Origin of the sequence: Lysinibacillus sp. PWR01 (assembly GCF_043359455.1) — a bacterium.
Classification (GTDB): domain Bacteria; phylum Bacillota; class Bacilli; order Bacillales_A; family Planococcaceae; genus Lysinibacillus; species Lysinibacillus fusiformis_F.
On record NZ_JBHERJ010000012.1, the window covers coordinates 37032 to 61111 of the forward strand.

The 24080-nt window shown below is 36.7% G+C and carries 20 protein-coding genes; 12 read left to right on the plus strand and 8 right to left on the minus strand.

The genetic code is table 11. The annotated features are described in order from the left end of the window. Positions 1-453: a phosphate-starvation-inducible protein PsiE gene (gene psiE, locus ACEVFT_RS01455; protein ID WP_342442063.1), complete on the minus strand. Its 453-nt coding sequence runs from the start codon at positions 451-453 to the stop codon at positions 1-3. A 207-nt stretch (positions 454-660) separates the two neighbouring features. Between psiE and ACEVFT_RS01460 the strand changes: the two genes are divergently transcribed. Continuing rightward, the gene (locus ACEVFT_RS01460) at positions 661-885 is read left to right on the plus strand and encodes a hypothetical protein (RefSeq protein WP_004233486.1); all 225 of its coding nucleotides are present in this window, start codon (positions 661-663) and stop codon (positions 883-885) included. 53 nt (positions 886-938) lie between these two features. Here the strand turns inward: ACEVFT_RS01460 and ACEVFT_RS01465 are convergent, their stop codons facing one another. After that, positions 939-2669 (minus strand): methyl-accepting chemotaxis protein, encoded by a 1731-nt coding sequence (locus ACEVFT_RS01465; RefSeq protein WP_205446230.1) that lies wholly within the window; start codon positions 2667-2669, stop codon positions 939-941. 194 nt (positions 2670-2863) lie between these two features. After that, complete coding sequence (gene guaC / locus ACEVFT_RS01470) at positions 2864-3847, minus strand: GMP reductase (protein ID WP_004233490.1); 984 nt, start codon at positions 3845-3847, stop codon at positions 2864-2866. 235 nt (positions 3848-4082) lie between these two features. On the opposite strand from guaC, the gene ACEVFT_RS01475 reads away from it, so the two are divergent. After that, positions 4083-4502, plus strand: coding sequence for a VOC family protein (locus ACEVFT_RS01475; protein WP_016992246.1), 420 nt, complete (start codon positions 4083-4085; stop codon positions 4500-4502). 61 nt (positions 4503-4563) lie between these two features. Here the strand turns inward: ACEVFT_RS01475 and ACEVFT_RS01480 are convergent, their stop codons facing one another. Together ACEVFT_RS01480 and ACEVFT_RS01485 are read right to left on the minus strand one after the other, a co-directional pair. Beyond that, on the minus strand, positions 4564-6513 hold the full coding sequence (locus tag ACEVFT_RS01480) for a methyl-accepting chemotaxis protein (protein WP_259950955.1): 1950 nt from the start codon (positions 6511-6513) through the stop codon (positions 4564-4566). Between the two features lie 279 nt (positions 6514-6792). After that, positions 6793-8742 (minus strand): methyl-accepting chemotaxis protein, encoded by a 1950-nt coding sequence (locus tag ACEVFT_RS01485; protein ID WP_393947744.1) that lies wholly within the window; start codon positions 8740-8742, stop codon positions 6793-6795. A 225-nt stretch (positions 8743-8967) separates the two neighbouring features. On the opposite strand from ACEVFT_RS01485, the gene ACEVFT_RS01490 reads away from it, so the two are divergent. Further along, positions 8968-9348 (plus strand): VOC family protein, encoded by a 381-nt coding sequence (locus ACEVFT_RS01490; RefSeq protein WP_315060868.1) that lies wholly within the window; start codon positions 8968-8970, stop codon positions 9346-9348. Positions 9349-9434: 86 nt separating this feature from the next. Here ACEVFT_RS01490 and ACEVFT_RS01495 read toward each other — a convergent pair whose 3' ends face one another. After that, complete coding sequence (locus tag ACEVFT_RS01495) at positions 9435-10181, minus strand: hypothetical protein (RefSeq protein ID WP_349725843.1); 747 nt, start codon at positions 10179-10181, stop codon at positions 9435-9437. 282 nt (positions 10182-10463) lie between these two features. On the opposite strand from ACEVFT_RS01495, the gene ACEVFT_RS01500 reads away from it, so the two are divergent. The 5 genes from ACEVFT_RS01500 to ACEVFT_RS01520 all read left to right on the plus strand — a co-directional run bounded on the left by ACEVFT_RS01500 (position 10464) and on the right by ACEVFT_RS01520 (position 14803). After that, positions 10464-11663, plus strand: coding sequence for an acyl-CoA dehydrogenase family protein (locus ACEVFT_RS01500; protein WP_048395476.1), 1200 nt, complete (start codon positions 10464-10466; stop codon positions 11661-11663). Between the two features lie 3 nt (positions 11664-11666). Then, positions 11667-12530 carry a transporter substrate-binding domain-containing protein gene (locus tag ACEVFT_RS01505; RefSeq protein ID WP_048395478.1) on the plus strand — a complete coding sequence of 288 codons (864 nt, stop codon included), beginning with the start codon at positions 11667-11669 and terminating at the stop codon, positions 12528-12530. 82 nt (positions 12531-12612) lie between these two features. Beyond that, positions 12613-13320, plus strand: a complete 708-nt coding sequence (locus ACEVFT_RS01510) for an amino acid ABC transporter permease (protein WP_393947747.1) — start codon at positions 12613-12615, stop codon at positions 13318-13320. A 12-nt stretch (positions 13321-13332) separates the two neighbouring features. Next, positions 13333-14034: an amino acid ABC transporter permease gene (locus tag ACEVFT_RS01515; protein ID WP_342442054.1), complete on the plus strand. Its 702-nt coding sequence runs from the start codon at positions 13333-13335 to the stop codon at positions 14032-14034. A 13-nt stretch (positions 14035-14047) separates the two neighbouring features. Continuing rightward, positions 14048-14803, plus strand: a complete 756-nt coding sequence (locus ACEVFT_RS01520) for an amino acid ABC transporter ATP-binding protein (RefSeq protein ID WP_393947748.1) — start codon at positions 14048-14050, stop codon at positions 14801-14803. 632 nt (positions 14804-15435) lie between these two features. Here ACEVFT_RS01520 and helD read toward each other — a convergent pair. Continuing rightward, positions 15436-17739 carry an RNA polymerase recycling motor HelD gene (gene helD / locus ACEVFT_RS01525; RefSeq protein WP_393947750.1) on the minus strand — a complete coding sequence of 768 codons (2304 nt, stop codon included), beginning with the start codon at positions 17737-17739 and terminating at the stop codon, positions 15436-15438. Positions 17740-18323: 584 nt separating this feature from the next. On the opposite strand from helD, the gene ACEVFT_RS01530 reads away from it, so the two are divergent. The 4 genes from ACEVFT_RS01530 (at position 18324) to ACEVFT_RS01545 (ending at position 22704) form a co-directional block, all read left to right on the plus strand. Further along, positions 18324-19736, plus strand: coding sequence for a YfcC family protein (locus ACEVFT_RS01530; protein ID WP_205446217.1), 1413 nt, complete (start codon positions 18324-18326; stop codon positions 19734-19736). Between the two features lie 17 nt (positions 19737-19753). Then, entirely contained in the window at positions 19754-20932 is a 1179-nt protein-coding gene (locus ACEVFT_RS01535; protein WP_393947752.1) for a M20 metallopeptidase family protein, read from the plus strand. Positions 20933-21084: 152 nt separating this feature from the next. Then, on the plus strand, positions 21085-22041 hold the full coding sequence (locus tag ACEVFT_RS01540; RefSeq protein WP_393947754.1) for an AAA family ATPase: 957 nt from the start codon (positions 21085-21087) through the stop codon (positions 22039-22041). Positions 22042-22065: 24 nt separating this feature from the next. Beyond that, positions 22066-22704 carry an RNA ligase family protein gene (locus ACEVFT_RS01545; RefSeq protein WP_393947756.1) on the plus strand — a complete coding sequence of 213 codons (639 nt, stop codon included), beginning with the start codon at positions 22066-22068 and terminating at the stop codon, positions 22702-22704. A 185-nt stretch (positions 22705-22889) separates the two neighbouring features. Here the strand turns inward: ACEVFT_RS01545 and ACEVFT_RS01550 are convergent, their stop codons facing one another. Next, the gene (locus ACEVFT_RS01550) at positions 22890-24080 is read right to left on the minus strand and encodes a coenzyme F420-0:L-glutamate ligase (RefSeq protein WP_342533622.1); all 1191 of its coding nucleotides are present in this window, start codon (positions 24078-24080) and stop codon (positions 22890-22892) included.

Genomic DNA, 24080 nt, shown 5'->3' on the forward strand with positions numbered 1-24080 from the left:
TTAATCTTTTTTGATGAGAATGGATGAACGTGTTGGTCTTTCAAGTGGCGTGATATTAATAATAAAGTAGCTTATGATTAGGATTAGGATAATTAATGAATAGATTAGAGTATTTAGAGGGTGGTCATGCTCCACAATAATTAATCGAATCATCGCTGTGATACCGATATAAATAAAGTATCGGAGTGGAAAATGGTAGTCCTCCTTAAAATATTTAATAATCATTGTGATGAATTCAAAATATAAAAAGAAAATAAGAATATTGGCAAGGAATAGTTTATAATCACCATCTTCCTTAGCAAATAGTAATATTTTAAGAAATTCAATTAGCTCCTTAAATAACAAAAAAGAAAGAATCAGTGCTAATAGTACAAGGCAAACATTGAGAAAGAGCTGTAGAGATTTCGGCACAGCTTTAATGAGCTGTAAATAAGTCGTACTTTTTTGATTCATCCAATTCCTCCAATCGATTTTAGTAAATACATCATCATATGGTTGAGTAGTAGAGTATTATGATATAAATATAACAATTTGCCGTAAATCTTTTCTGTTGTTTTTGTAAAGTTTTGGTATATTTTTATGAAAGAAAGTTTTCAAAATAATTTAGTGGTATGCTAAAATAGATGTGCATGAATATAAAATATAAAAGGGGTTTTTAAAATGGCAAAAGCTGCAAAAACTGATGCGAAAATTACACCAGAACGTTTAGAAGAAGCGTTAAATGTTCGTGATCGTCTTATTATCGAGCTATTGGTACAAGTACTTGATGAAAAATTAGTAATTGAGCGCCCTGTATTACGTGAACGTCTAGGAAACCTTGTAGATCTTGCTGATCATGATGCAGAACTTAAGGAAACAATCCACGCAGTAATTAACAAACTATAATGTTAAGAAGAATGCTACGGATATGCGTAGCATTCTTTTTTATATGGTATTTGTCATGTAAAGCGTTCTACTAAGTCGTACATACGCTCTGCCTCAGTATGAAGCTCCATAGAGGAGTGCATGATAGACGTCACCGCTGACTTCTGTTCGTCAATGGAGGCGTTAATTTGTTCAGTAGCCGCGGCAGATTGTGTAGCGACACTTGCTATTTCATTAATAGCATTCATCACAACTATTCGATTTTCCGCCATGTCATTCATTCCTTTGTCTAGAGAAACAAGGTGCTTTGTAATATCATGAATGGAATCTGCTAGGAAAGTAAAGGCTCCCTTTACTTCCGTAATCGACATTGCCTGATTTTGTGAAAGTTGGAGCGTGTGTATCATTTTTGCATCTGAATTAGCAGTATCAACCTCAATACGCTGTAATAGATTTCTAACACGGTTAGTGGCTTCATTTGTATCCTCTGATAAATGGCGTACTTCCTCAGCTACGACAGCAAATCCTTTACCATGTTCTCCCGCACGAGCTGCTTCAATACTTGCATTTAGTGCTAATAGGTTTGTTTGTTCAGAAATGGATGTAATGGTTTGTACCACTTGATGAATTTCTTTCATTTGGCTCGTCAAGCTTGAGAAATTTGTACGTAACTCCTCAATTACTTGTGTAAATTCACTTGAATTTTGCAGTAATACATCTACTTTTTGTCTACCATTTTCTTGAGATTGATTAATGATATTCATATTTTCAGTAATCTCACCATATTTATCTGTAGCATTTGAGATAAGTGAGGACAGAGTTTCAACTTTACTAATGGCCATTTCTGCTTCTTCAGCTTGTACAACGGCTCCCTTAGAGATGTCATTGATTGCTTGATGAATTTCGTCAGCAGAGGCAGTAGTTTCCTCTGTAATGGCACTCAGCATTTCTGAAGAAACTCTCATTTGGGATGCACTATCCTTCGTGTTGTTGACCATTTCGTGCAAGCTATGTTTCATATTATTCACGTTACTAGCTAGTATGCCTAGTTCATCCTCTGTAGTAACAGGTATGTCATCACCAGTTAGCTTGCCTTTAGCAATATCAGATGTGATCACCATAATTTTTCGTATATAGGTTGTCATTCGTCCAGAGAAGAACCAGAAGAGTGATACACCAATAATCGTTGCAAGGATTGTCATACCCAGTGTGTAATATAAAACATTATTAGTACCTGCATTAAAGTCCATTTCGTATGTACCAGCTGCTATAATCCAACCCCAATGCTTGTCCATTTCCACATAAGTAATTTTAGGCGCAACTATTTCAGGGTTTGAGGGAAGAGCCCAATCATAACGTACATATCCTCCTCCGGCTTTTGCTGCTTCAATCATTTCTCTTACAAAATAGCGTCCATCACCTGTTTGTAAATCTGAAATATCTTGTCCTTCAAGAGATGGATGGGTTTCAACCATACCGCTATCTTGGAAAGCATAGAAATAAAAATTATCTCCATATTTGACAGGATTATCGATGGATCGTTTATTATCTTCAATTTTTTTACCAACAATCTGTGTTCTTGCACTTTCCTGAGCTTCCTCTAGCGTTATTTTCCCATTTTGAACTTGAGTGTCTAACTGTGCAATTAATTCAAGTATGCCAAGTGTGCCATTTTTAAGACTATCTCGACCTACCTGATCGAGTTCTCCTTTCACCACAATATAATTGACGGTTCCAACTAGTCCTGTTGATAGTAGAATAACTATAATGGCAAGACTAACAAGTTTATTACGTACTGACTTCATTAGAAACAACCTCCGTCCCTTCATTACTTCAATATAGTTCTATTATAATATATAGTTTTTTAATAAAATAGAAAATTCTGAAAATAAATACCATATTTTAATTCATCACATTAAAAGAGGTAGGTCTCCAAAAAATCACCCCAATCAAGAGTAAATAGCTCTTAATTGGGGTGATGTTAGCGGGTATACACTAATTAGTACACTTTATCTCCATTGAAAATAGAGTTTTTCACGATTACATAATCAACATTGCGAATAGCCTCTAGCTTTGTGCCACCAGCATATGAAATAGATGACTGTAAATCTTGTTGCATCTCGATTAATGTATCTTTGATGCTACCTTTATGTTCAACGTACATTTTCTTACCTTCGACGTTTTTACGTTCACCTTTTTGGAATTCAGAAGCAGAGCCGAAGTATTCCTTCACTGTTCTTCCTTCGATTTCGATTGTTTCACCAGGTGACTCTTCATGACCAGCGAATAATGAACCGATCATTACCATTGAAGCACCAAAACGTACAGATTTAGCGATATCTCCATGTGTACGAATGCCACCATCAGCAATAATTGGTTTTGTAGCAGCCTTTGCACACCAACGTAGTGCAGCTAGTTGCCAGCCGCCAGTACCAAAACCTGTTTTGATTTTAGTAATACATACTTTACCTGGTCCAATCCCAACTTTTGTTGCATCTGCGCCAGCATTCTCAAGCTCACGCACCGCTTCAGGTGTTCCTACATTACCTGCGATAACAAAGCTTTTTGGTAAATGCTTTTTAATATGCTGAATCATACGAATAACAGCATTTGAATGACCATGTGCAATATCAATTGTAATAAAATCAGGTACCAAATTAGCAGCTGCTAATTCTTCAATAAATGTATATTCCTCTTCTTTTACACCAACGCTAATAGAAGCAATTAAGCCATTTCCTTGCATTTCTAGAATAAAGTTTCGACGAGTTTCTGGTTGGAAACGGTGCATGATGTAAAAGTAACCGTTTTCAGCAAGTTTCTTTGCAAGATTTTCATCGATAATTGTTTGCATATTTGCAGGTACTACTGGAAGTTTAAAAGTGTGACCACCTAAAGTAACAGAAGTATCACATTCTGAACGACTTTCTACAATACATTTTGCGGGAATTAGTTGAATATCCTCATAGTCAAATACGTTATCCATTATATACACTCCTAAAATACGAATATTTTTTAAGATTTAATTTAAATTGTTCGCCATTTGGTAATTTACATGATTTTTGAGTAAATGTCAAAGCTTTTGTGAAAATAAATAAAAAATTTAAAAAGAAAGGAGCCAACTTACTTTGAAGATGAAATATTCTAGTTATAATTTGTGTTATGTTTTGTAATCCATGTACAATAGAATTGTTTCAAAAAATGACAAAGGAGTGTTGAAAATGGCAGTAGAGGTTTATTTGAATTTTAATGGAAATTGTCGAGAGGCAGTTGCGTTTTACGAAGACGTTTTTAATACGGACAAGGCTGAAATTATGACGTTTGGAGAGACACCACAAAATCCAGACTATCCATTACCAGAAGAAGCAAAAGATCTTGTCATGCATACACGACTTATTGTATTCGGTAGTAGAATTATGTTCTCAGATACATTTCCAGGCATGCCATTTTCCACAGGGAATAATGTCACATTAGCTGTTGTATCCGATGATGAAGAGCAAATGCGTCAAGCATTTGATAAGCTTAAAGAAGGTGGTAACGTGAGAATGGAGCTTCAAGAAACATTTTGGAGCAAATGTTACGGCTCACTTACAGACAAATTTGGCGTTGAATGGCAATTTAGCCATGAGGTAAATGAATAATTAAATAACAAGATAAAAGCACGATGATAGGGCTAAACCAAGTATCATCGTGCTTTCTTATTTAGTAATTAAAACGATCTACATAGCCTTGTAATTCATCTGCCATATCAAGCAATGTTTTAGCAGAAGAGGCGATTTCCTGCATAGAAGATAATGTTTGTTCCGTTGAAGCGGCAACCTCTTCAGATGCAGCTGCGTTTAGTTTTGCATGATCTGACAGTTCAATAGCAGTAGCGGATACCTCCTCTACAACGGCAGACATTTCTTGTGCTGAAGCTGATATATCCTCCATTTTAGGAGCAATTTCTCGAAGACTTCCAACGATACTTGTAAATTTCTTTTTCGTATCCTCGGATAGCTGTAAACCTTCTTGAACGTCTGCAGAAGCTTTCGTCATCGTTTGTACAGATTTAGCAGTATCTTGTTGTATGCCAGTAATCAGAGTAGAAATTTGCTCTGCTGATTGATGAGATTGCTCCGCTAATTTACGTACTTCATCTGCTACAACTGCAAAGCCTTTACCGTGTTCACCTGCTCGTGCTGCTTCAATAGCAGCATTAAGAGCAAGAAGGTTTGTTTGGTCTGAAATAGCGCTAATAATTTCTATAATGGAGCCAATTTCTTTTGTACGATCAAATAGGGATTTAATCATCGTATCGGATTGAGCCACAGAATCATGAATGGATACCATTTGATTAACAGTGTGCTCAACAGATTGACTACCTTCTTCCGCTAATTGGATGGCCTGGCTGGATAGGTCTGAAACTTGTAGGGCACTATCTGCTACCTCTACAACACCTTTTGCAATTTCCTCAATAGAAACAGCATTTTGATCGATTCCTGTTGTTTGTTTTTCCGTACTAATCGCTACCTGTTGCATAGCCTCTGTCACTTGCTCAGATGCAGCGATATTTTGCTCAGCATTCGCTGAAAGACCTTGTGCCGAGGTTTGAACATGTTGTGAGCTTTGATCAACATTGCGGATCAGTCTTTTTAAGCTAACTTTCATTGAGACAAATGCTTCAGCAAGCTGTCCTATTTCATCTTTGGTATGAATATCAATATACTCTGTCAAATCACCTTCACTAATTTTAAGAGCACTTTGCTGTAGTTGTTTAATTGGGTTAACAATAGATTTAATCATTGAGAGCATAAAGATAATACCAACAATAATAGAAATACCAATAATAAGTAATGTAATAGTAAAGGTTGAGGTAGCAGCGTTAGTAGCCTCTGCAATGAACATTGTACCAATTATCTTCCAGCCTGTGATTTCATTTGTTTCAAAGCGTAAATGACGGTCACCTTCAGTAATAATACCTTCCTGCTTTTCGTAAACTTTTGAAACATAATCTTCTGTTGCCTCTGTGCCGCTTTCCTTATCTTTTTGAGCAATATATAACTTATTATTATCTAACAGAGAGGCAAAGCCCGTTTCTCCGATACGTGTTTGATCTGTCAGTGCACTTAGAAGAGAGATATTTAAATCTAAGGCAATCACGCCAGAATCATCAGGAAGAGCTTGCATAACTGTTACAACGATGTTATTTGTTGATTTTGAGATATATGGAGAAGTGATGGATACATGCCCTTTATTATCCATGGCTTCTATATACCAAGGACGTTTACGAGGATCATAATCACTTGCATAGTCATGGACAGGTTCATCAATGATTCGCCCATCAGCAGTCCCTATATATACTAGCTCCACTTCTGGGTGTGTATTTACATATTCCTGAAAAAGACCTTTTAATTCAGCTTTTTTATCATCTTGTAAATAAGACTGATTTATTTTCTTGGCAAAATATTCGATATCATGAACTCTAGGAGCAATTGTATTGGTAATATTACTATTAAGCATACGCACACTTTCCTTGGCGCTTGCTTGCTGCTCTTCGAGTATTTGATTTTTGGTACTTTTAAAGGAGGTATACCCGATTAAAAGTGCGGGAATGAGAAGTATGACTAAAAATGCAAAGATGAGTTTCTTTCTTAAACTAATTCGTTTCATATAGTATTCCTCCTTAAACGACATTATTGAAGTGTAATAGAATTAACTACGAGATGAGTTTTATTACACTAGTAGACTCCTAAGTCGTTCAAATGTTTAATCTGATTCTAAGAGGAAAATGAATAATAATCAACACAATTTTCTGAAAAATCTGGAAAATAAAGTTATGCAACGCTATTATTTGTAGAAAAATATCTTATTTTGTAATTTCCTATCCTTTTGGAATAGAAAAAATCTGAGTTCAATACTATCGTGAACTCAGATCTAGCAGTTAAATAATTAATATTTAAAACGATTAACATAACCCTGCAATTCATCCGCCATATCAAGTAGGGTTTTGGCAGACGAAGCCATATCTTGCATAGAAGATAAAGTTTGTTCCGTGGAAGCAGCAACTTCTTCTGTAGCAGCAGCATTTAATTTTGCGTGATCGGAAAGTTCAATAGCAGTCGCTGAAACTTCTTCTACAACGGCAGACATTTCTTGAGCAGATGCTGAAATATCCTCCATTTTCGGCGCGATGTTTCGAAGACTTTCGATAATGCTCGCGAATTTTCTACTTGTTTCTTCTGTCAATTGTAAGCCCTCTTGAACATCTGTCGACGCTTTGACCATTGTCTCTACAGATGTTGCCGTATCTTGCTGAATAGTAGTTATAAGCGCAGAAATTTGCTCTGCTGATTGATGAGATTGCTCTGCTAATTTGCGTACTTCATCTGCCACTACCGCGAAGCCTTTGCCATGTTCTCCTGCTCTAGCAGCTTCTATAGCTGCATTAAGCGCTAGTAAATTCGTTTGATCTGATATAGCACTAATCATTTCTAAAATGGACCCAATTTCTTTCGTGCGATCATACAGTGCTTTAATCATTGTATCTGATTGCGTTACAGAATTATGGATAGAATTCATTTGCTGTACCGTTTGTTTGACAGATTGTCCACCTTCTTCTGCCAATTGGATAGCATGACTAGATAGGTCAGAAACCTGCATGGAACTGTCTGCCACTTCAACAACGCCTTTAGCAATTTCTTCAACTGAAATGGCATTCTGATCAATACCTGTTGTTTGTTTTTCTGTACTAATTGCCATTTGGTGCATGGCATCGGCAACTTGCTCTGAGGCAGCGATGTTTTGTTCTGCATTAGCAGATAAATTTTGAGCGGCTGTTTGGACATGTTGTGAGCTTTGATCAACATTTCGAATTAATTTTTTTAAGCTCACCTTCATAGAGATAAAGGCTTCTCCAAGCTGACCTATTTCATCTTTAGAATGGATTTCAATAAACTCCGTTAAATTACCGTCACTAATTTTTAATGCGCTTTGCTTCAATTGATTAATTGGGTTAACAATAGACTTTATCATAAAGAGCATGAAAATAACGCCAACGAGAATGGAAACAATAATGATAATTAAATTTATATTCAATGTGGATGCTGCAGCTTTTGCAGCTTCCGCAGTAAACATTGTACCAATTACTTTCCAACCCGTTAACTCATTCGTAACAAATTGTAAGTGACGGTCTTTTTCAATGATAGTACCGCTTTCCTGCTCATAAATTTTTGTTATGTAGCTTTCCGTTGCCTCTGTACCACTTTCTTTATCTGGCTGAGCAATGTAAATTTTATTGTTATCTAAAAGAGAAGCGAAGCCCGTTTCTCCAATACGAATATTATTCGTAATGTCACTTAATGTAGAAATATTTAGATCTAATCCTAATACGCCAGAACCATCCGGTAATGCCTGAGTAATTGTGATGACAATTTCACCTGTAGATTGTGTAACATATGGTGCAGTAATTGAGGTCTTCCCATTATTAGCTAAAGCCTGCTTATACCAAGGTCTTGTCCGAGGGTCGAAGCCATCAGGATACTCTTGAACAGGCTGATCAAACAGTTTGCCTTCAGCAGTTCCAATATATATCAGATCTACTTCAGGGTGCATGTTGACATATTCACTTAATAATGACTTCAGTTCTAAAATGCTCTCATCTTGAAAGTAAGTTTCACTAAATTTCTGTGAAAAATATTGTACATCTTTCAATTTAGGTTCAATCATGTTTGTAATATTGGAATTTAGAATGCGTACACTTTCAGTCGCACTTGCGCGTTGCTCCTCTGAAATTTGCTGTTCAGCACTTTGGTAAGATACTATTCCAATCAAGAGTGTTGGGATGAGAAGCATGGCTAAAAACGAAAAAATAAGCTTTTTTCTTAAACTTAGTTGTTTCAATTGTATTATCCTCACATAATATTTTATTCTATACTTTTCCCTTAAAGGTAAATAATACTCATTCTATCAGAAATAAAATAAAAGTTAAGTACTTTGAATTAATTATTTCTTAGTAATGTATATCATTATCAATTGTTTGAAATTTCCCTAAATTGATGGCGTTAGAAGCTATATAAAGCTGCTTTTTGATGTATACTAATGCTCAAAAGAGGAGGGAATGAAGTCATGATTCATCAAATAGGACAAGTAATGTTATATGTTAATGATCAAGATGCAATTGTTAAGTTTTGGACAGAAAAAGTGGGGTTTGTGGTCATTTCTGAACAGGAAGAGGCAGGCATGCGCTGGATTGAAATTGCACCAACTAAGGAAGCTCAAACATCCTTTGTGCTTCATAACAAAGAAATTATTGCTAAAATGCAACCTGATCTAAATTTAGGAACACCTTCTATTATGTTTTACGCTGATAAAATTGAAGAGATGTACCAAGATTTTCAGGCAAAGGGCGTAAAAGTAGGAGATCTAGTCATGATGCCAATGGGTAGGGTTTTTAACTTTGCTGACCCTGAAAATAACTACTTTGCCTTGGTTGAAAAGAATAAATAAATAACGGAATCTGCTTGTTTTTTGTTAGAGTTAAGTAAAAATGAGCAGATTCCTGTTTTAGATTGTTTAATAGCTAGATTTGTCGTCTATGATAAATCCTCACCAAAAATACCAACCGTTTGTCGTTCTATTACAAATTCATGGCCATTCCATTTTAAAATATTTTCTACATAGCCTAATCCATCAGCATGATATCTACCTGCAATTTCTTGATATCCTAAAATTTCATACGTTCCATCTCGGTCGTAATCAACAGGATATAGTCCTCCAAAAGGATCTACCCAGCCTTCAATCGGTTGCTTCAAGGTGCCATCTGGATTATAAATTTCAGCTAAGTAGTCGGTTCCTTTATACTGTAAATCAATTGTGTATTTAATAGCAGGATTAAAACTCTGAACAACAGCCTTATAATGATCTACATAATTGACCTTATATTTAAGTTTATTATTAAAAGACTCTGCATCAAAGATGGAACGAACTTGATTGTTGATGGAGGAAAAAATCTCACCATTTACAATTCCGCCGCTACCTCCTGTATCAGACACAACCAGAATATCCTCAATATGATTACCAGTAAAATCGCCCAAGAAAATAGTCGGATTATAGCCCATATTTTGTTTCAATGGAATTTGCTCCATTTGTCTTGTTTGACCATAAAAAATAGACAGTGTTAGATTTCTCCAGAAAGGACTATCAGGCTGTTTAGTGCCCATTAAAAAAATGGTTTCAAAAAAACCATCCCCGTTAATATCTCCAAACTTAGTTTGAATAACTTGTGGAGCCGAATGGGTTATGATTCCACCGTTTAGTGGCGAATTTAAATTATTGGTCATATATGCACCTCTTTCATTAGTCTTAGCATATGTTGTAAGAAAAGCTTGGTGCATAAATTAAAGGTAAAAGTTGAAACTTTGTAATACATATTAAACTTACAAAAAAACTTGAATTTCACCCATTGACATTTTCTAATGCGAAAAGTATTATAAGTGTCAACGAATCAGAAAATTCAGTACCAAATAGTATCTCACTACATTCATGTAGCAAGAGATTTTTTTTCATTATCAATCCTTAGTAAATTTATACGATTTATATATATTGGGAAGAAGGAGATTCATTTGAAGAATTTATTTGTAAAAACAGAGCGACAACGATATTGGCTAGATCAACTAGCTGCTATAGCAGAGCCAATCAAGGCAGAGGCTGTTGAGGTAGATGAGCAATCTCGTTTTCCGTTCGAAGCTCATCGATTACTTTTACAAATTGGCTATCCTCAACTTACTTTACCGAAACAATATGGCGGAGAAGGGTTATCTGTTTATGATATGGTGCTTGTACAAGAGACGCTAGCAAGCTATGACGAAAATGCCTCTCTTTCCCTTGGATGGACATTAGGTGTTGTTGGTGAAATTTATGAAACTAAACTATGGACTGATGATCTATTAATAGCTTTTTCTGAAGAAATAAAGAGAGGTGCCATGATTAATAGAGCTGTTAGTGAGGCGGCAACAGGTAGCCCAACGCGAGGAGGGCGGCCAGGGACAAATGCCATTTCTACTAAAGGTGGCTGGCTAATAAATGGGCGCAAGATTTTTACGACTGCATCTCCGGTGCTCGATTATTTCCTTACCTCCGCTTGGATTGAAGAAAAGCAGCAAGTTGGCTTCTTCCTCATTCATAAGGATGCAGCAGGTCTATCCATTGAGGAGAATTGGGAGATGTCTGCAATGCGAGGCACAAGCAGCCACGACCTTGTGTTAAAGGATGTGCTTGTTGCAACAGAGCATTTAGTAGAGTTACCAAGTCATCCGAGTGGTGGCAAAATAAATGGCTGGATACTCCATATCCCAGCAACTTACTTAGGCATTGCACAAGCAGCCCGTGATTATGCTATTCATTTTGCTAATCACCATCAACCGAATAGCCTGAATGCGCCAATTAGTACGTTGCCAAACGTACAACAGCTTTTAGGGGATATTGAATTAAAGCTCCATCAAGCACGTTTTGTCTTATACGGAGTGGCTGAAGCTTACGATGATCCTGCTAGACGTGGACTAATAACAAATGAAATGGCTGTTGCTAAACACACAGTAACAAACATGGCAATAGATATAGTCGATAAAGCGATGCGTGTAGTGGGGGCAAAAAGCTTACAACTATCCAATCCATTACAGCGTTATTACCGCAATGTTCGTGCAGGGCTTCATAATCCACCGATGGATGATATGACGATTATTAAATTAGCGACTGCCGCTATTGAACAGCAGAAATTATATGAAAATCAATCATTAAATCACGTGAAAAATAAGGAGAAATGACATATGAAGAAGAATAAGATTTTTCAATTTGCTGCAATTGGTTTGGCATCTATAGCATTATTAGCAGGTTGTAATTCAGGAGAATCAGCAGATAAAGACTCAGGTGATGGTGAAAAGGTACGTACAGTAAAAGTAGCCTACGATCAAGCCTCAAAGCCTATTAGTTACATCGACGATAATGGAAATCCAACTGGTTATGATGTAGAAGTAATGAAATTAGTAGATGAATTGCTACCTGACTATCAATTTGAGTATGTAGGTACAACAAGTGATGATTTATTAATTGGTGTGGAGCAAGGGAAATATCAAGTAGGGGTTAAAAACGCATTCTTTACTCAGGAACGAACAGAGAAATTTATTTTCCCAAAGGAATTCCTAGGTTTAAGTAGCGCAGGTTTAGTTTTGCGTAAAGAGGATGAAGGCGTGAAAACATTAGCAGATTTTGCGAAAAAGGGCTATTCTTTAGCACCGATTGCTGCAAATAATGCTCAATATACAATTATCGATGAGTATAATACGGCAAATCCAGATAATAAAGTAAAACTTGAGGCCGGTGACGCCTTTACTGTCGATGTAGTGCAGTGGGTAAATGAAGGCCGTGTTGATGGTGGTGTCATGATAGAAGGCCCATTTAAACAACAAGTACTTGCAGAAGATGGCCCATATTATAACCTAAAAGATGACGTTGTCTATAACGAATTTGCTGTTATAAAAACATGGCCACTGTTCAATAAAAAAGAGCAGGAATTTGCTGACGCTTATGATAAAGCAATAGCACAGGTTAAAGAACAAAAGAAAACAAATGAATTAAGTACAAAATTCTATGGCCGTGATTTATTTGAAGTACTGGAAAACGTAAATCGTTAGTTTAAAACGGAACGAATAGTAAGGCTGTTGAGTCAGTAATGCTCAGCAGTCTTTATTCATAAAAACAAAAGTTGGTGAGGAAATGGATAAATATTTTGACGCAACCTACATTTGGAACGCAATCCCAGTGTTATTGCCATTTTTAAAAATTACGTTCTTAGTTGCAGGGTCCTCCATTATCTTAGGTACCCTATTCGGCTTATTGCTGGCGGCTGCTAAGCTATCTTCAGTCAAGTGGCTAACTAAATTCGCCAATCTGTATATAACGATTATGCGTTGTACACCCTCCATTGTTTTGTTATTTCTTGTCTATTATGGGGTCCCAGCATTAGCAGAAAATGTTGGTCTTAATCTCCACTCAATTGAAACGGCCATATTTGTTGTCGTCACATTCACCTTACAATTCGCAGCAATAATGTCTGAGGTGATACGATCCGCCTACTTAGCTATTCCAAAAGGGCAGTTTGAAGCAGCTGTTAGTGTGGGGCTAACACCGTTCCAAGCCTATCGTCGAATTATTTTTCCACAGGCCCTGGTCGTAGCTTTGCCGAACTTTGGCAATGGCATGATTGCTTTATTACAAGAAGGTGCGCTCGCTTATACAATCGGTTTAATTGATATTGTAGGCAAGGCGAATTTAATTATTGCGAGTAACATCAATGCGCATGCTTTAGAAATTTATATTGCATTGGCTATTATTTATTGGGTGCTATCTATTATTATAGAAAAAATATTTACTATGTTAGAAAAAATATTTGGTAAGGGTAAGAAGACCTTAGAAACAACTTAAGGAGGCGTGAATGTGAATTATCAATTTTTACTTGAAACATTTTTCGTAGCATTATCTGGTGTTCCTATCGCACTCCTTGTCACAGTTGTTGCATTGGCGATAGCTTTGCCACTTGGATTTTTGCTGGCACTAACTAGGATTAATAAAATTCCAGTTATCCATCATCTAGCAAAAATATATGTTTCTTTTGTGCGAGGAACGCCAATCATTATACAAATTTTTATTATCTATAGCAGTATACCGTTAATGTTAAAAATTATTTTTGAAAAGTATCATATTGCGTATGATATTTATAAAATCAATCCAATTTGGTATGCGTTTATTGTGTTTGCATTCAGTTCAACAGCAATTTTAATAGAGGTGTTTCGTTCTGCATTAAGTACGATTGAAAAGGGACAATTAGAGGCAGCTCACTCAGTGGGATTGACAACATTCCAAGCATATACTCGAATTATCATTCCACAAGCATTAGTAGTGGCATTGCCAAATATTTGTACAGCTACTGTCAATCTTATTAAAGCTACGTCTCTAGGCTATGCAATGTCGCTTCCTGAAATTACGCTGAAGGCAAAAGTAGCCGCAAACGTTGGCTACAATTATGTGGAAGCCTATCTGGATATCTTTATCGTGTACTTAATTTTATGTAGCACGGTTGAATACTTGTTTAAGCGCTATGAAAAATATTTAAGCAAATACAAAATGGCAAATGCCTAAGGGGTGAACGAGCATGTTAGAAATTAAAAATATTCATAAATCATTTGGTGGCAATGAAATTTTAAAGGGTGTTGATTTAGCTATTGATAAAGGGGATGTTGTTGTTATTTTAGGCCCCAGTGGCTCAGGAAAAACAACATTATTACGTTGTATCAATTTTTTAGAGAAGGCTGATCAAGGCCATGCGACATTTGGAGATATTCAAGTTGATTTTCAACATGTAAAGAAAAAAGACGTACATGCAATTCGCCAGCGTGTCGCATTTGTCTTCCAAAACTATAATCTATTCACAAATAAAACGGCATTAGAAAATGTAACGGAAGGGTTAATCATTGGACGTAAAATTCCGAAGGCACAGGCTGTGGAAATTGGTAAAAAGGCTCTTGATAAGGTAGGTTTAACAGAAAAATATAATGCCTATCCAAGTCAGTTGTCAGGGGGTCAACAGCAACGTGTTGGTATTGCACGTGCAGTAGCATTGAATCCTGATATTATTTTATTTGATGAACCAACGTCCGCACTCGACCCTGAATTAGTAGGTGAGGTTCTACAGGTCATGAAAAATATTGCTGCTGAAGGTACAACAATGCTTGTGGTGACACACGAAATGGGCTTTGCCAAAGATGTTGCCAATCGTGTAATTTTCATGGATGGAGGAGTTGTTGTAGAGGAAGGCAACCCTCATGATATTTTCGTCAGCCCCAAAGAAGAGCGCACAAAGAAATTTTTAAAACGTGTCATTCCAGAAGATTATACGTTCTATATATAAAGACAGCATGGAGAACAGGAGGATCTGTTATTTACAGCTTTTCCTGTTCAAGTTGTTGAAAAAAGATCATGTCACTAGCAGAAAAAGAACTTTTGGCAAAGTGAGGGGTTGATTTCCGTTCCGCCAACGTCCTTTCCAGGGGGCGTCCGATGAGCCGCTTCACTCACTGCGTTCGCTCCAGGGTCTCCTCTGTGACGCTAAATCCCCTAGGAGTGACGCTGGCTCCACTCCACTCAACCATGTGCAACCTTATCTTTCCTACTAGCCGAAGCGACCAAAATAGCTCATCATTTGTATAATTAGAGATAGGATTGACTCTTATTTTCAATGTGTAGTGATAACACCCCTCCATAAAGAGTAGTGAACATCTTCATTATATTTGAAAACCTTTGCTAAAAAGGTAACACTTTTGTGGGTTGGAGTGGAAGGCTACTTGACTCCCGTGGGATAGCGAGACAGGCGAGCCACTAAACGGAGCGGTAGCAGAGGAAGCGGCTCGGCGCTCGCCCACAGGAAAGCAAGTAGCCTGCAACGGAAACCATTTTCACTTTTCACAAAAATTCTATTGATTGTTTTGCTTTTCAACACTAGGACCAGGAGAATCTATTATTTACAGATTCTCCTGGTCCCTATTATTGAAGGAAATAGGTTAATTTGTTGATGGAATAAATGTGCAATTCATGCATAGCTCTTGTACAGGCTGTATAAAAATAGTACCGTTCGCTTTCTCTTGAGTAATTAGCGGCAGATGCATTATAGATGATTACCGCATCAAATTCGATGCCCTTCGCCATATAAGCTGGAAGTAATAAAATACCCTTTTTAAATTGCTTCGTATTATGGTTGATCAATTGAATATCTACTCGATTGTTTAATTGCTTGTAAACAGCAGAGCATTCGGCTGCAGTTTTACAGATGACAGCAATTGTTTCAAATTTGGTAGATAAATGGTTGATGTTTTGAATAATTTGATCCATTAATTCGAGTTCATTTGGCACAATAGTAATCGATGGTTCAGGGCCAGTTCGGTTAAATGCTTCTACCTCACTACCATCATTCAAAATTTTGGAAGTGAGTTGAATGATTTGCTTTGTCGAACGATAGCTTTTCGTTAAAATCATTTTTTCTGCCTGCTCACCATATAATTGAGGGTCGAGTAGGGAAGGATTATTAAAGGTATGCGGGTGAATCGTTTGATGACCATCACCTAAAATGGTCATACGTGCTTTTGGAAATAACTGCTGTAAAACAGTCAGTTGGAATGGTGAATAGTCTTGTGCTTCATCAATTAACACCTGACGGATCATCCTATTGGTCTGCTGTCCTTCAATTTTGTCCTGTAAGTATAAAAATGGCGCAGCATCCTCGTAGGCAATCAAACGCTTTGCTAAATTAGGGAGTGTTTGCTGACAAATATCCCCCCAATTGTCTGGCATAAGGTGCTGTAAATCCTTGTTAATAGAACTATTCAAATCAAAGAGCTGTCGATACGTACCCAATATATGGACAAACTTTAACTGGCTAACGGAGTTACGTAATGGTTTAAAGTGTTTTTTGACAATTTGTCTCGCTAATCTAGAGCGTTCTTGATCAAAATCATCAAATGAGTTTTCAGTATAGCGTCCCTCATATAAAAGCTCACTATAAGATTTGGAGTAGTCTTCTTTATCTAATAGTTCAGTTGCTTCTTCTACCCATTCCTTTGTACGTTCAGCCTTTTCTAATTTTGTTAGTTGTTGCAATAACCATTCTTTTACTAATTGTAGGCGATCCGGTATCAACATGGTGGAAGGGAAAGAATAAAAGTATTCATTAATTTCTTTTGCAGTAATAATTCGTTCTCCACGAAAAACGATATTTTTAAATAACAAATCTTTATGGGATAAATAACTAACATATTGATCCATCAAATGTTTGTAAGCAAGACTCGCTTTAAAAGAAATGATGCTTAATTTTGTTTGATAATGAGCACTATCTTTTTCTGTTAACAGGTCTTCAAGTTGCTCATAAGGATATTCCAATTGAAACTGTCTACCTAATCGTTTTTCAGCATATTCTATAAACGTTAATTGCTGCATATTGTCTTCACCTAAATCAGGTAAGACTGAATGAACATATTGATTAAAAAGTTGATTAGGTGTAATTAGCAAAATTTGATCGGCAGTCATTTCATCACGATAACGATACAATAGATAGGCTACCCGCTGTAAGGCTACAGCTGTTTTGCCACTACCTGCAACGCCCTCAACGATAAGATAGCGTGAATTTACATGGCGAATAATCTTATTTTGTTCTGCTTGAATTGTTGCAACAATACTACGAATATGCTCATTTGCATTTTGTGCAAGGATATCAAGCAATAAGTCATCACCAATTGTAAGGCCTGTGTTAAACATGGATTGTAGTTGACCATTTTTAATAATAAATTGCCGTTTTAACAGCATTTCTCCATGAATTTCTTCACCTAACGTTTCGTAGGAAGCATCGCCAGGTGTGTAATCATAATACATACTTGATATAGGCGCTCGCCAGTCAAAAATGACGATATTTTCATCCTGTTTATCCAATAATGTGGCTACACCTATATAAATTTTTAAAGGGTCTTGTTGACCATTTTGTAAAAAGTCAATACGAGCAAAATAGGGTGACTGTTGTAAACGTTCATACACCTTCACGTTGCGAATTGCACGTTCCCGTGCAAGCTCTGAGTCAGATAAAAGCTCCGCCTGTTGCTTAATTGCAAAAAAGGTTTCGTCGACATCCTCAGCAGTATCTAAATTGACTCTAACATCGTTCCAAAAGGATTTCTTTAAGGCGACAGCATTTTCTTTAAAGCCTTTTTCTTTGTGCTGTAACTCTTTAATTTTGTGAACAATGATGTTTAAAGAATCCTCAAGGTGATGCTTTTCTTCTAGCCATTCTTTTTGATTTTCCAACGTTTACTCACATTCCTCTCCATAGTTATTCGCTTCCTTTAACAGTAACCCTCACCTCTATAGATGGTGAGAAGAAGGTAATTGTGATACTTTTTTAACTGGTTGTCCAACCACCCTTTGAATAAAGTGAAAGTATCTAAACGCAGGTGATAAGGGGGGATTGAATCAGGAAATTTATCATACATCTACTTCGGAAAGAAGTATAGTCTAGAAATTATTGTAAATTTATGCTATAATAAAAGTATAAAGAACATAGAATTATAACGATAAAGGCTGGTCCACAAATAGGTGGAGCAGTCTTTTTTATATGTAGAAATCACATAAATTATTCCTATTTTTGAAGAAATTATTATTATTTTTTGTTTTTCATCATTTATTGAGGTAGTAAAAAATAATTTGACGGAATTATCAAAAAATATTGACATTTTCATTTCTATTTTTTATTCTTTGTATAAAGTTTCCGTTAATCGGAATGTTTTTCCGTTGGATGGAAATTTAGAGTTTCTAAGAAAGTAATTCATTGATATTTTGCCCTATGTCTCGGTTCAAAGATTAAAGAAAATAATTGTTAGGGGGAGAAAGTTATGGTAAACCTGCAGCAAGAAAAAAAGATAGATGAACCACGCATAAAAGGAATTAATGCATTTGTATTAATGTTTATTATTATTTTAGTTATGTCTTTATTGACCTATATATTACCAGCAGGTCAGTATGAAAGAGTCGAGAGTAATGGAAGAATGGTTGTAGATCCAGAATCCTTTCAATATATTAGTTCAAATCCTGTTGGTTTTCTTGAAATATTTAATAGTGTGCATTTGGGGATGCTTGAAGGTGCTTCCATTATCTTATTCGTCTTTTTATTCGGTGGCGCTTTAGGGATTATGCAAAAGACAGGGGCGATTGATTCTTTTATTAAGGTTATGGCCTCAAAGTTTGGAAAACAAGAATACGTATTAATCCCTATTCTAGTTTTAATATTTGCTAGTTTAGGAACACTAATTGGTTCCGCAGAAGATACGCTTGTATATATAGCTATAATTATCCCGTTAACGATGGCGCTCGGAATGGATGCGATTACTGGCTTTGCCATCGTAATGCTAGGTACCTTAGCAACGGGCTTTACCTCAGGTATTACAAATCCTTTTAACATCGGTGTAGCCCAAACCATTGCAGAGCTTCCAATGTATTCAGGGATGTCATATCGAATAGTGGTATTCATTGTGTTTTATATTTTGACTGTACTTTATATTTACAGACATGCAAAAAAAGTAAAGAGTGATCCATCGAAAGGGATCTATGGAAAGTTTAAACGTGAAGAAAGCATTAAAATTGATTTGGACTTTAAGATGAGCCCACGACATTTGCTAGCATTACTGGTACTTTTGGCGAATTTTGTAGCATTGATTGTAGGGGTAATAAAATTTCAGTGGTATATAAGTGAAATTGGCGGAGTCTTTTTACTAAGTAGCATTATCATGTCGATTATTTGTAAAATTGGTCCGAATAAAATGGCTGAAGGTTTTATTTCTGGTGCTCGAGATATGGTGGAAGGGGCATTGATCATTGGATTTGCGCAAACAATTCTGGTGATTACTACAAATGGAGGATTAATTGATACCATTCTTCATTTTGTTTCGAATACTGTAAGTGTGCTCCCTGCTTCGATTAACGCGGTAGGAATGTTTTTACTTCAGCTTTGCTTAAATTTCTTAGTACCATCTGGGAGTGGACAAGCAGCGTTAACAATGCCGATAATGACACCTTTAGCAGATTTAATCGGTGTAACTAGACAAACAGCAGTATTGGCTTTCCAGTTTGGCGATGGTATCTCGAATATGGTGATTCCTACAAGTGGCGTTTTATTAGCGGGATTAGCAATAGCAGGCATTCCATTTTCAAAGTGGGTTAAGTGGGTATTTCCTTATTTTCTGATACAGACAGGCTTAGCGATTAGTTTGTTAGTCATTGCTCATCTCATGAACTATGGACCGTTTTAATAGAATATATAATAGGGGTGTTTAAATTGATTGAAACAGTAAATTTAAAACAACAGGTTATTAAGTGGCGTCAACATTTGCATATGCATCCTGAATTATCACATCAAGAGTATAAAACAGCTCAATACATTTATGATCAATTAATAACGTTTCCACATTTAGAGGTGAAGCGTTTAACAGAAACAAGTGTATGTGCCTTTTTAAAAGGGACAAAAACAGACGGTAAAGGGCATACGATTTTACTTCGAGCCGATATTGATGCTTTACCGATTGAAGAAGAAACAGATTTGCCATTTAAGTCGAAGAATCCAGGTGTTATGCATGCATGTGGTCATGATGCTCATCCTGCAATGTTACTTGGTGCCGCAAAGGCATTGGCTGAGCGTGGAACCGATTTTAATGGAGAAATTCGTTTTGTTTTTCAGCATGCTGAAGAGGTAACTCCAGGAGGGGCTGCTCAGCTGGTTTCACTAGGAATTGTAGAAAATGTAGATTACGCTTTTGCTCTACATGTAAGTCCTGATTATGAAGTAGGGCAATTTGCTATGAAAGATGGTAAATTCACTGCTGCAGCAGATGATTTTGAAATTAAAATTTATGGGCGAGGCGGTCATGCATCAACACCAGAGGTCGCCATAGATCCATTGATGATAGGTTCAGAAATTGTCGTAGCTCTGCAAACAATCGTGTCGCGCAAAGTTCCAAGTACACATGCTCCTGTTTTAACTGTTGCAAAGTTTCATTGTGGAACAGCTTTAAATATTATTGCAGATACAGCAGAGCTTGGAGGAACGATTCGCTCGCTAGATGCTAAAATTCGTGTAGATGCGCGAAAATATTTAGAGAAAATAGTTACAAATATTGCTTCTATGCACGATGCAAAAGTAGAAATTAAATGGGAGCTAGGTTGCCCATCTGTGACAAACGATAAAGAATTAACGGCATTATCCCGTAATATAGCTAGCGAGATTGTAGGAGCATCAGGTGTAAAGGAATTACCTGAACCAATATTCGGAACCGAGGATTTCGCAGATTTTTCAGAAGCTGTTCCTTCATCAATGCAATTTATAGGGGTACATAATAGAGAGTTTGGTGATGCGTACCCATTACATCATCCTCGTTTTAAAATTGATGAAGAAGCGCTTATTTATGGCGTTAGTTACTTTGAAAATGTAGCACGGACACTTTGTCCATAAGTGCCCTTATCTAGTTAGTTAAAAACTCATATAATTATGAAGGCATGAGTACGGAACATGACTCATGTCTTTTCCTTATCTTACTGCTAGAAATCTAAGCTAAAGGATTGTTCTTTTAATACGATATAGAAACTTGAAGGGAGGTGAAAATAATGAAGGTAATCTTTACAGTAGGGTTGCCGGGGAGTGGAAAAAGTACATTTGTGAAACAACTAGCCCAAAGGGAAAAAGCCGTTGTTCTTTCTAGTGACGCTATACGACAGGAATTGTTTGGTGACGCAACTAAGCAGAAATCACGTGTGGTCTTTCGCACATTATATGAGCGTCTGAATAGCTTAGTGGCAAAAGGGTTTTCTGTTATTGTGGATGCTACCAATATTGAACGGGAGCGCAGGATGTTTGCACTTCGTAAAATACCAAGTACAGCTCAAAAGGTATGTTATTACTTTGATACACCTTATTCAATTTGTGTAGCCAGAAATCAGCAACGGAATCGGCATGTACCATTAATCGTGATGGAAAAAATGAGAAAGCATTTAGAATTCCCGACAGTAGGAGAAGGGTTTGATGAAGTGCATATTGTACATGAATCAAGTCCCTATGATATTTCTCGACAACAGTTTATTTCACTCATACAAAGCAACCCCACTTATGAAGAACTTTTTCAAACACTTCAAGCAGTCCCACTTTTTAAAGAAATTTATCAATTCGATCAAGAAAACCCATTCCATCAATATTTACTATGTCAGCATACGTATTTTGTGTATGCGTATATGAATGAGTACTATTTGGAAAGCGATAAACTTGCTCTTCAAATAGCCGCATTGTTCCATGATGTCGGTAAACCATTTTGCAAAAAATATAAACCATCGCAACAACGTTATGGTTATTTTGGGCATGAAAATGTATCTGCTCAACTGGTTTGCCATTTTCTATTAGAGTTGGGCTTTGAAAAGGAATTTGTATTAAAGGTTGTTCATTTAGTGCAATTTCATATGTTAATCCAGTATGGGGGCGATAGAGGCGGAAGCCAAATTTATCATTTATTAGATGGTGATTTATTAACAAGGCTTTATTTTTTCCGTGAGGCAGATCAATTTGCCAAATAAACAATAGGAAAAGGAAGTGAAAATATGACGAAATTCATGAAATACCCAAGAAGTGTTCATTTACCGTGGAGCAGAGGCTATACCCATGATGATAAAGTTGCTAGAAATGTGAATCATTTTATTGGAAAAGAGGTTGTTGTCACTGAAAAGTTGGATGGAGAAGGTACAACACTTTACAGAGACTATATGCATGCTAGAAGTATTCATTCGGCAAATCACCCCTCAAGAAATTGGGTGAAAACATTCCATGCAAGCTTTGCTTATCGAATTCCAGATGGCTGGCGCCTATGTGGTGAAAATGTTTATGCAAAGCATTCTATTTATTATCAAGCATTAACAAGCTACTTTTACTTGTTTAGTATTTGGAATGAAGAAAATGTTTGTTTGAGCTGGGATGAGACGGTTGCCTTTGCAGCAGAGTTAGGTATAGAAACAGTGCCTGTTTTATACCGAGGAATTTTTGACGAAGGACAGATAAAACGTACATTTACTGGTAAATCAATCTTTGATGGTGAACAAGAGGGGTATGTCATTCGAAATGCTGGCTCATTCCATTACGATGATTTCCGATATAATTTAGGGAAATTTGTGAGACCGCAACATGTTCAAACAAGTGAGCATTGGCTACAGGAAGAAATTATGCCAAATAAATTAAAATCATAACCAATTAAGAAGAGAAGGGACTGAGAACAATGTAATACTATAGCAAGCATTCACAAATCATATATTACGAGGTAGTTGCAAGGAGTGCATATCCCTTTTCAAAGGGATTACGGGTTCGATTCCTGTTATCCTCACCATAAAAAAATGAACTCTCTTCATTAGTACGAGAGTTCATTTTTATTTGTTTATTTAGTGTAATTATCGAAGTAACCTTGAATGTAAATCATAGGTGTTCCTTTGTCACCTGAACCAGATGTAAGGTCAGATAGGGAACCGATAAGGTCTGTTAAACGACGAGGTGTTGTTCCTTGTGCAGCCATTTGACCTGTTAAATCTTCATCTTTATTTTGAATGTATTCAGAAATGGCAGCTTTCAATTCTTCGCCTCGAAGGTCTGCGAAATCATTGTCTGCTAAATATTTCAATTTAACTTCGTTCGGTGTTCCGTGTAATCCAGCTGTGAAGGCAGGTGAAACAACAGGATCTGCAAGCTCCCAAATTTTACCTACAGGATCTTTGAATGCGCCGTCACCATAAATCATGACTTCTACTGTTTTTCCTGTAGCTTCTTTGATTTTTGCTTGGATACCGTCCACAATTGGTTGGCAAGTATGCGGGAATAATTTAACACTATCCTCTGTTGCTTTGTTTGAGCCAAGAAGACCATATTCAGCATTGAAACCAGAACCATTAATAGATTCAGCTAAAATATTATCAAGGCTGTAAACTTTTTCTGCACCGTTCGCTGTTAGAATACGTTTTGTGCGGAAACGTGAATGAATATCACACGTTAAGATACTCTTTGTGTAATTTAAAATTGTTTTTGGATTATTAGAGAAGATAACCTCACACGTAGCCCCTTCTGCTTCAATTAACTCTTTATAGTATTCAATATAATCTACACCAGTAAATGTGTGTTTTTTATAGCCAAAATGTTCGCGGAATTCAACCTCATTTAGTGTATCCGTCCATGGGTTAATACCTTTTACATCGAGTTCGTCAATATCTACAAGGTGATTACCAACTTCATCAGATGGGTAGCTTAGCATTAATACAACCTTTTTTACACCTTTAGCAATACCTCGTAAACAGTTTGCGAAGCGGTTTCGACTTAAGATGGGGAAGATAACGCCTACCGTATCATCACCGAACTTAGCCGCTACATCTACAGCGATATCATCAATCGTTGCGTAGTTGCCTTGTGCACGTGCCACGACAGATTCAGTTACTGTCACAATATCACGATCCTCGATTGCATATCCTTCAATTTTTGCAGCATTTAACACTGTATCTACAACGATTTGTTCAATATTATCGCCTTCGTTAATAATAGGACCACGAAGACCTCTTACAACTGTACCGATTACACGTTCCAA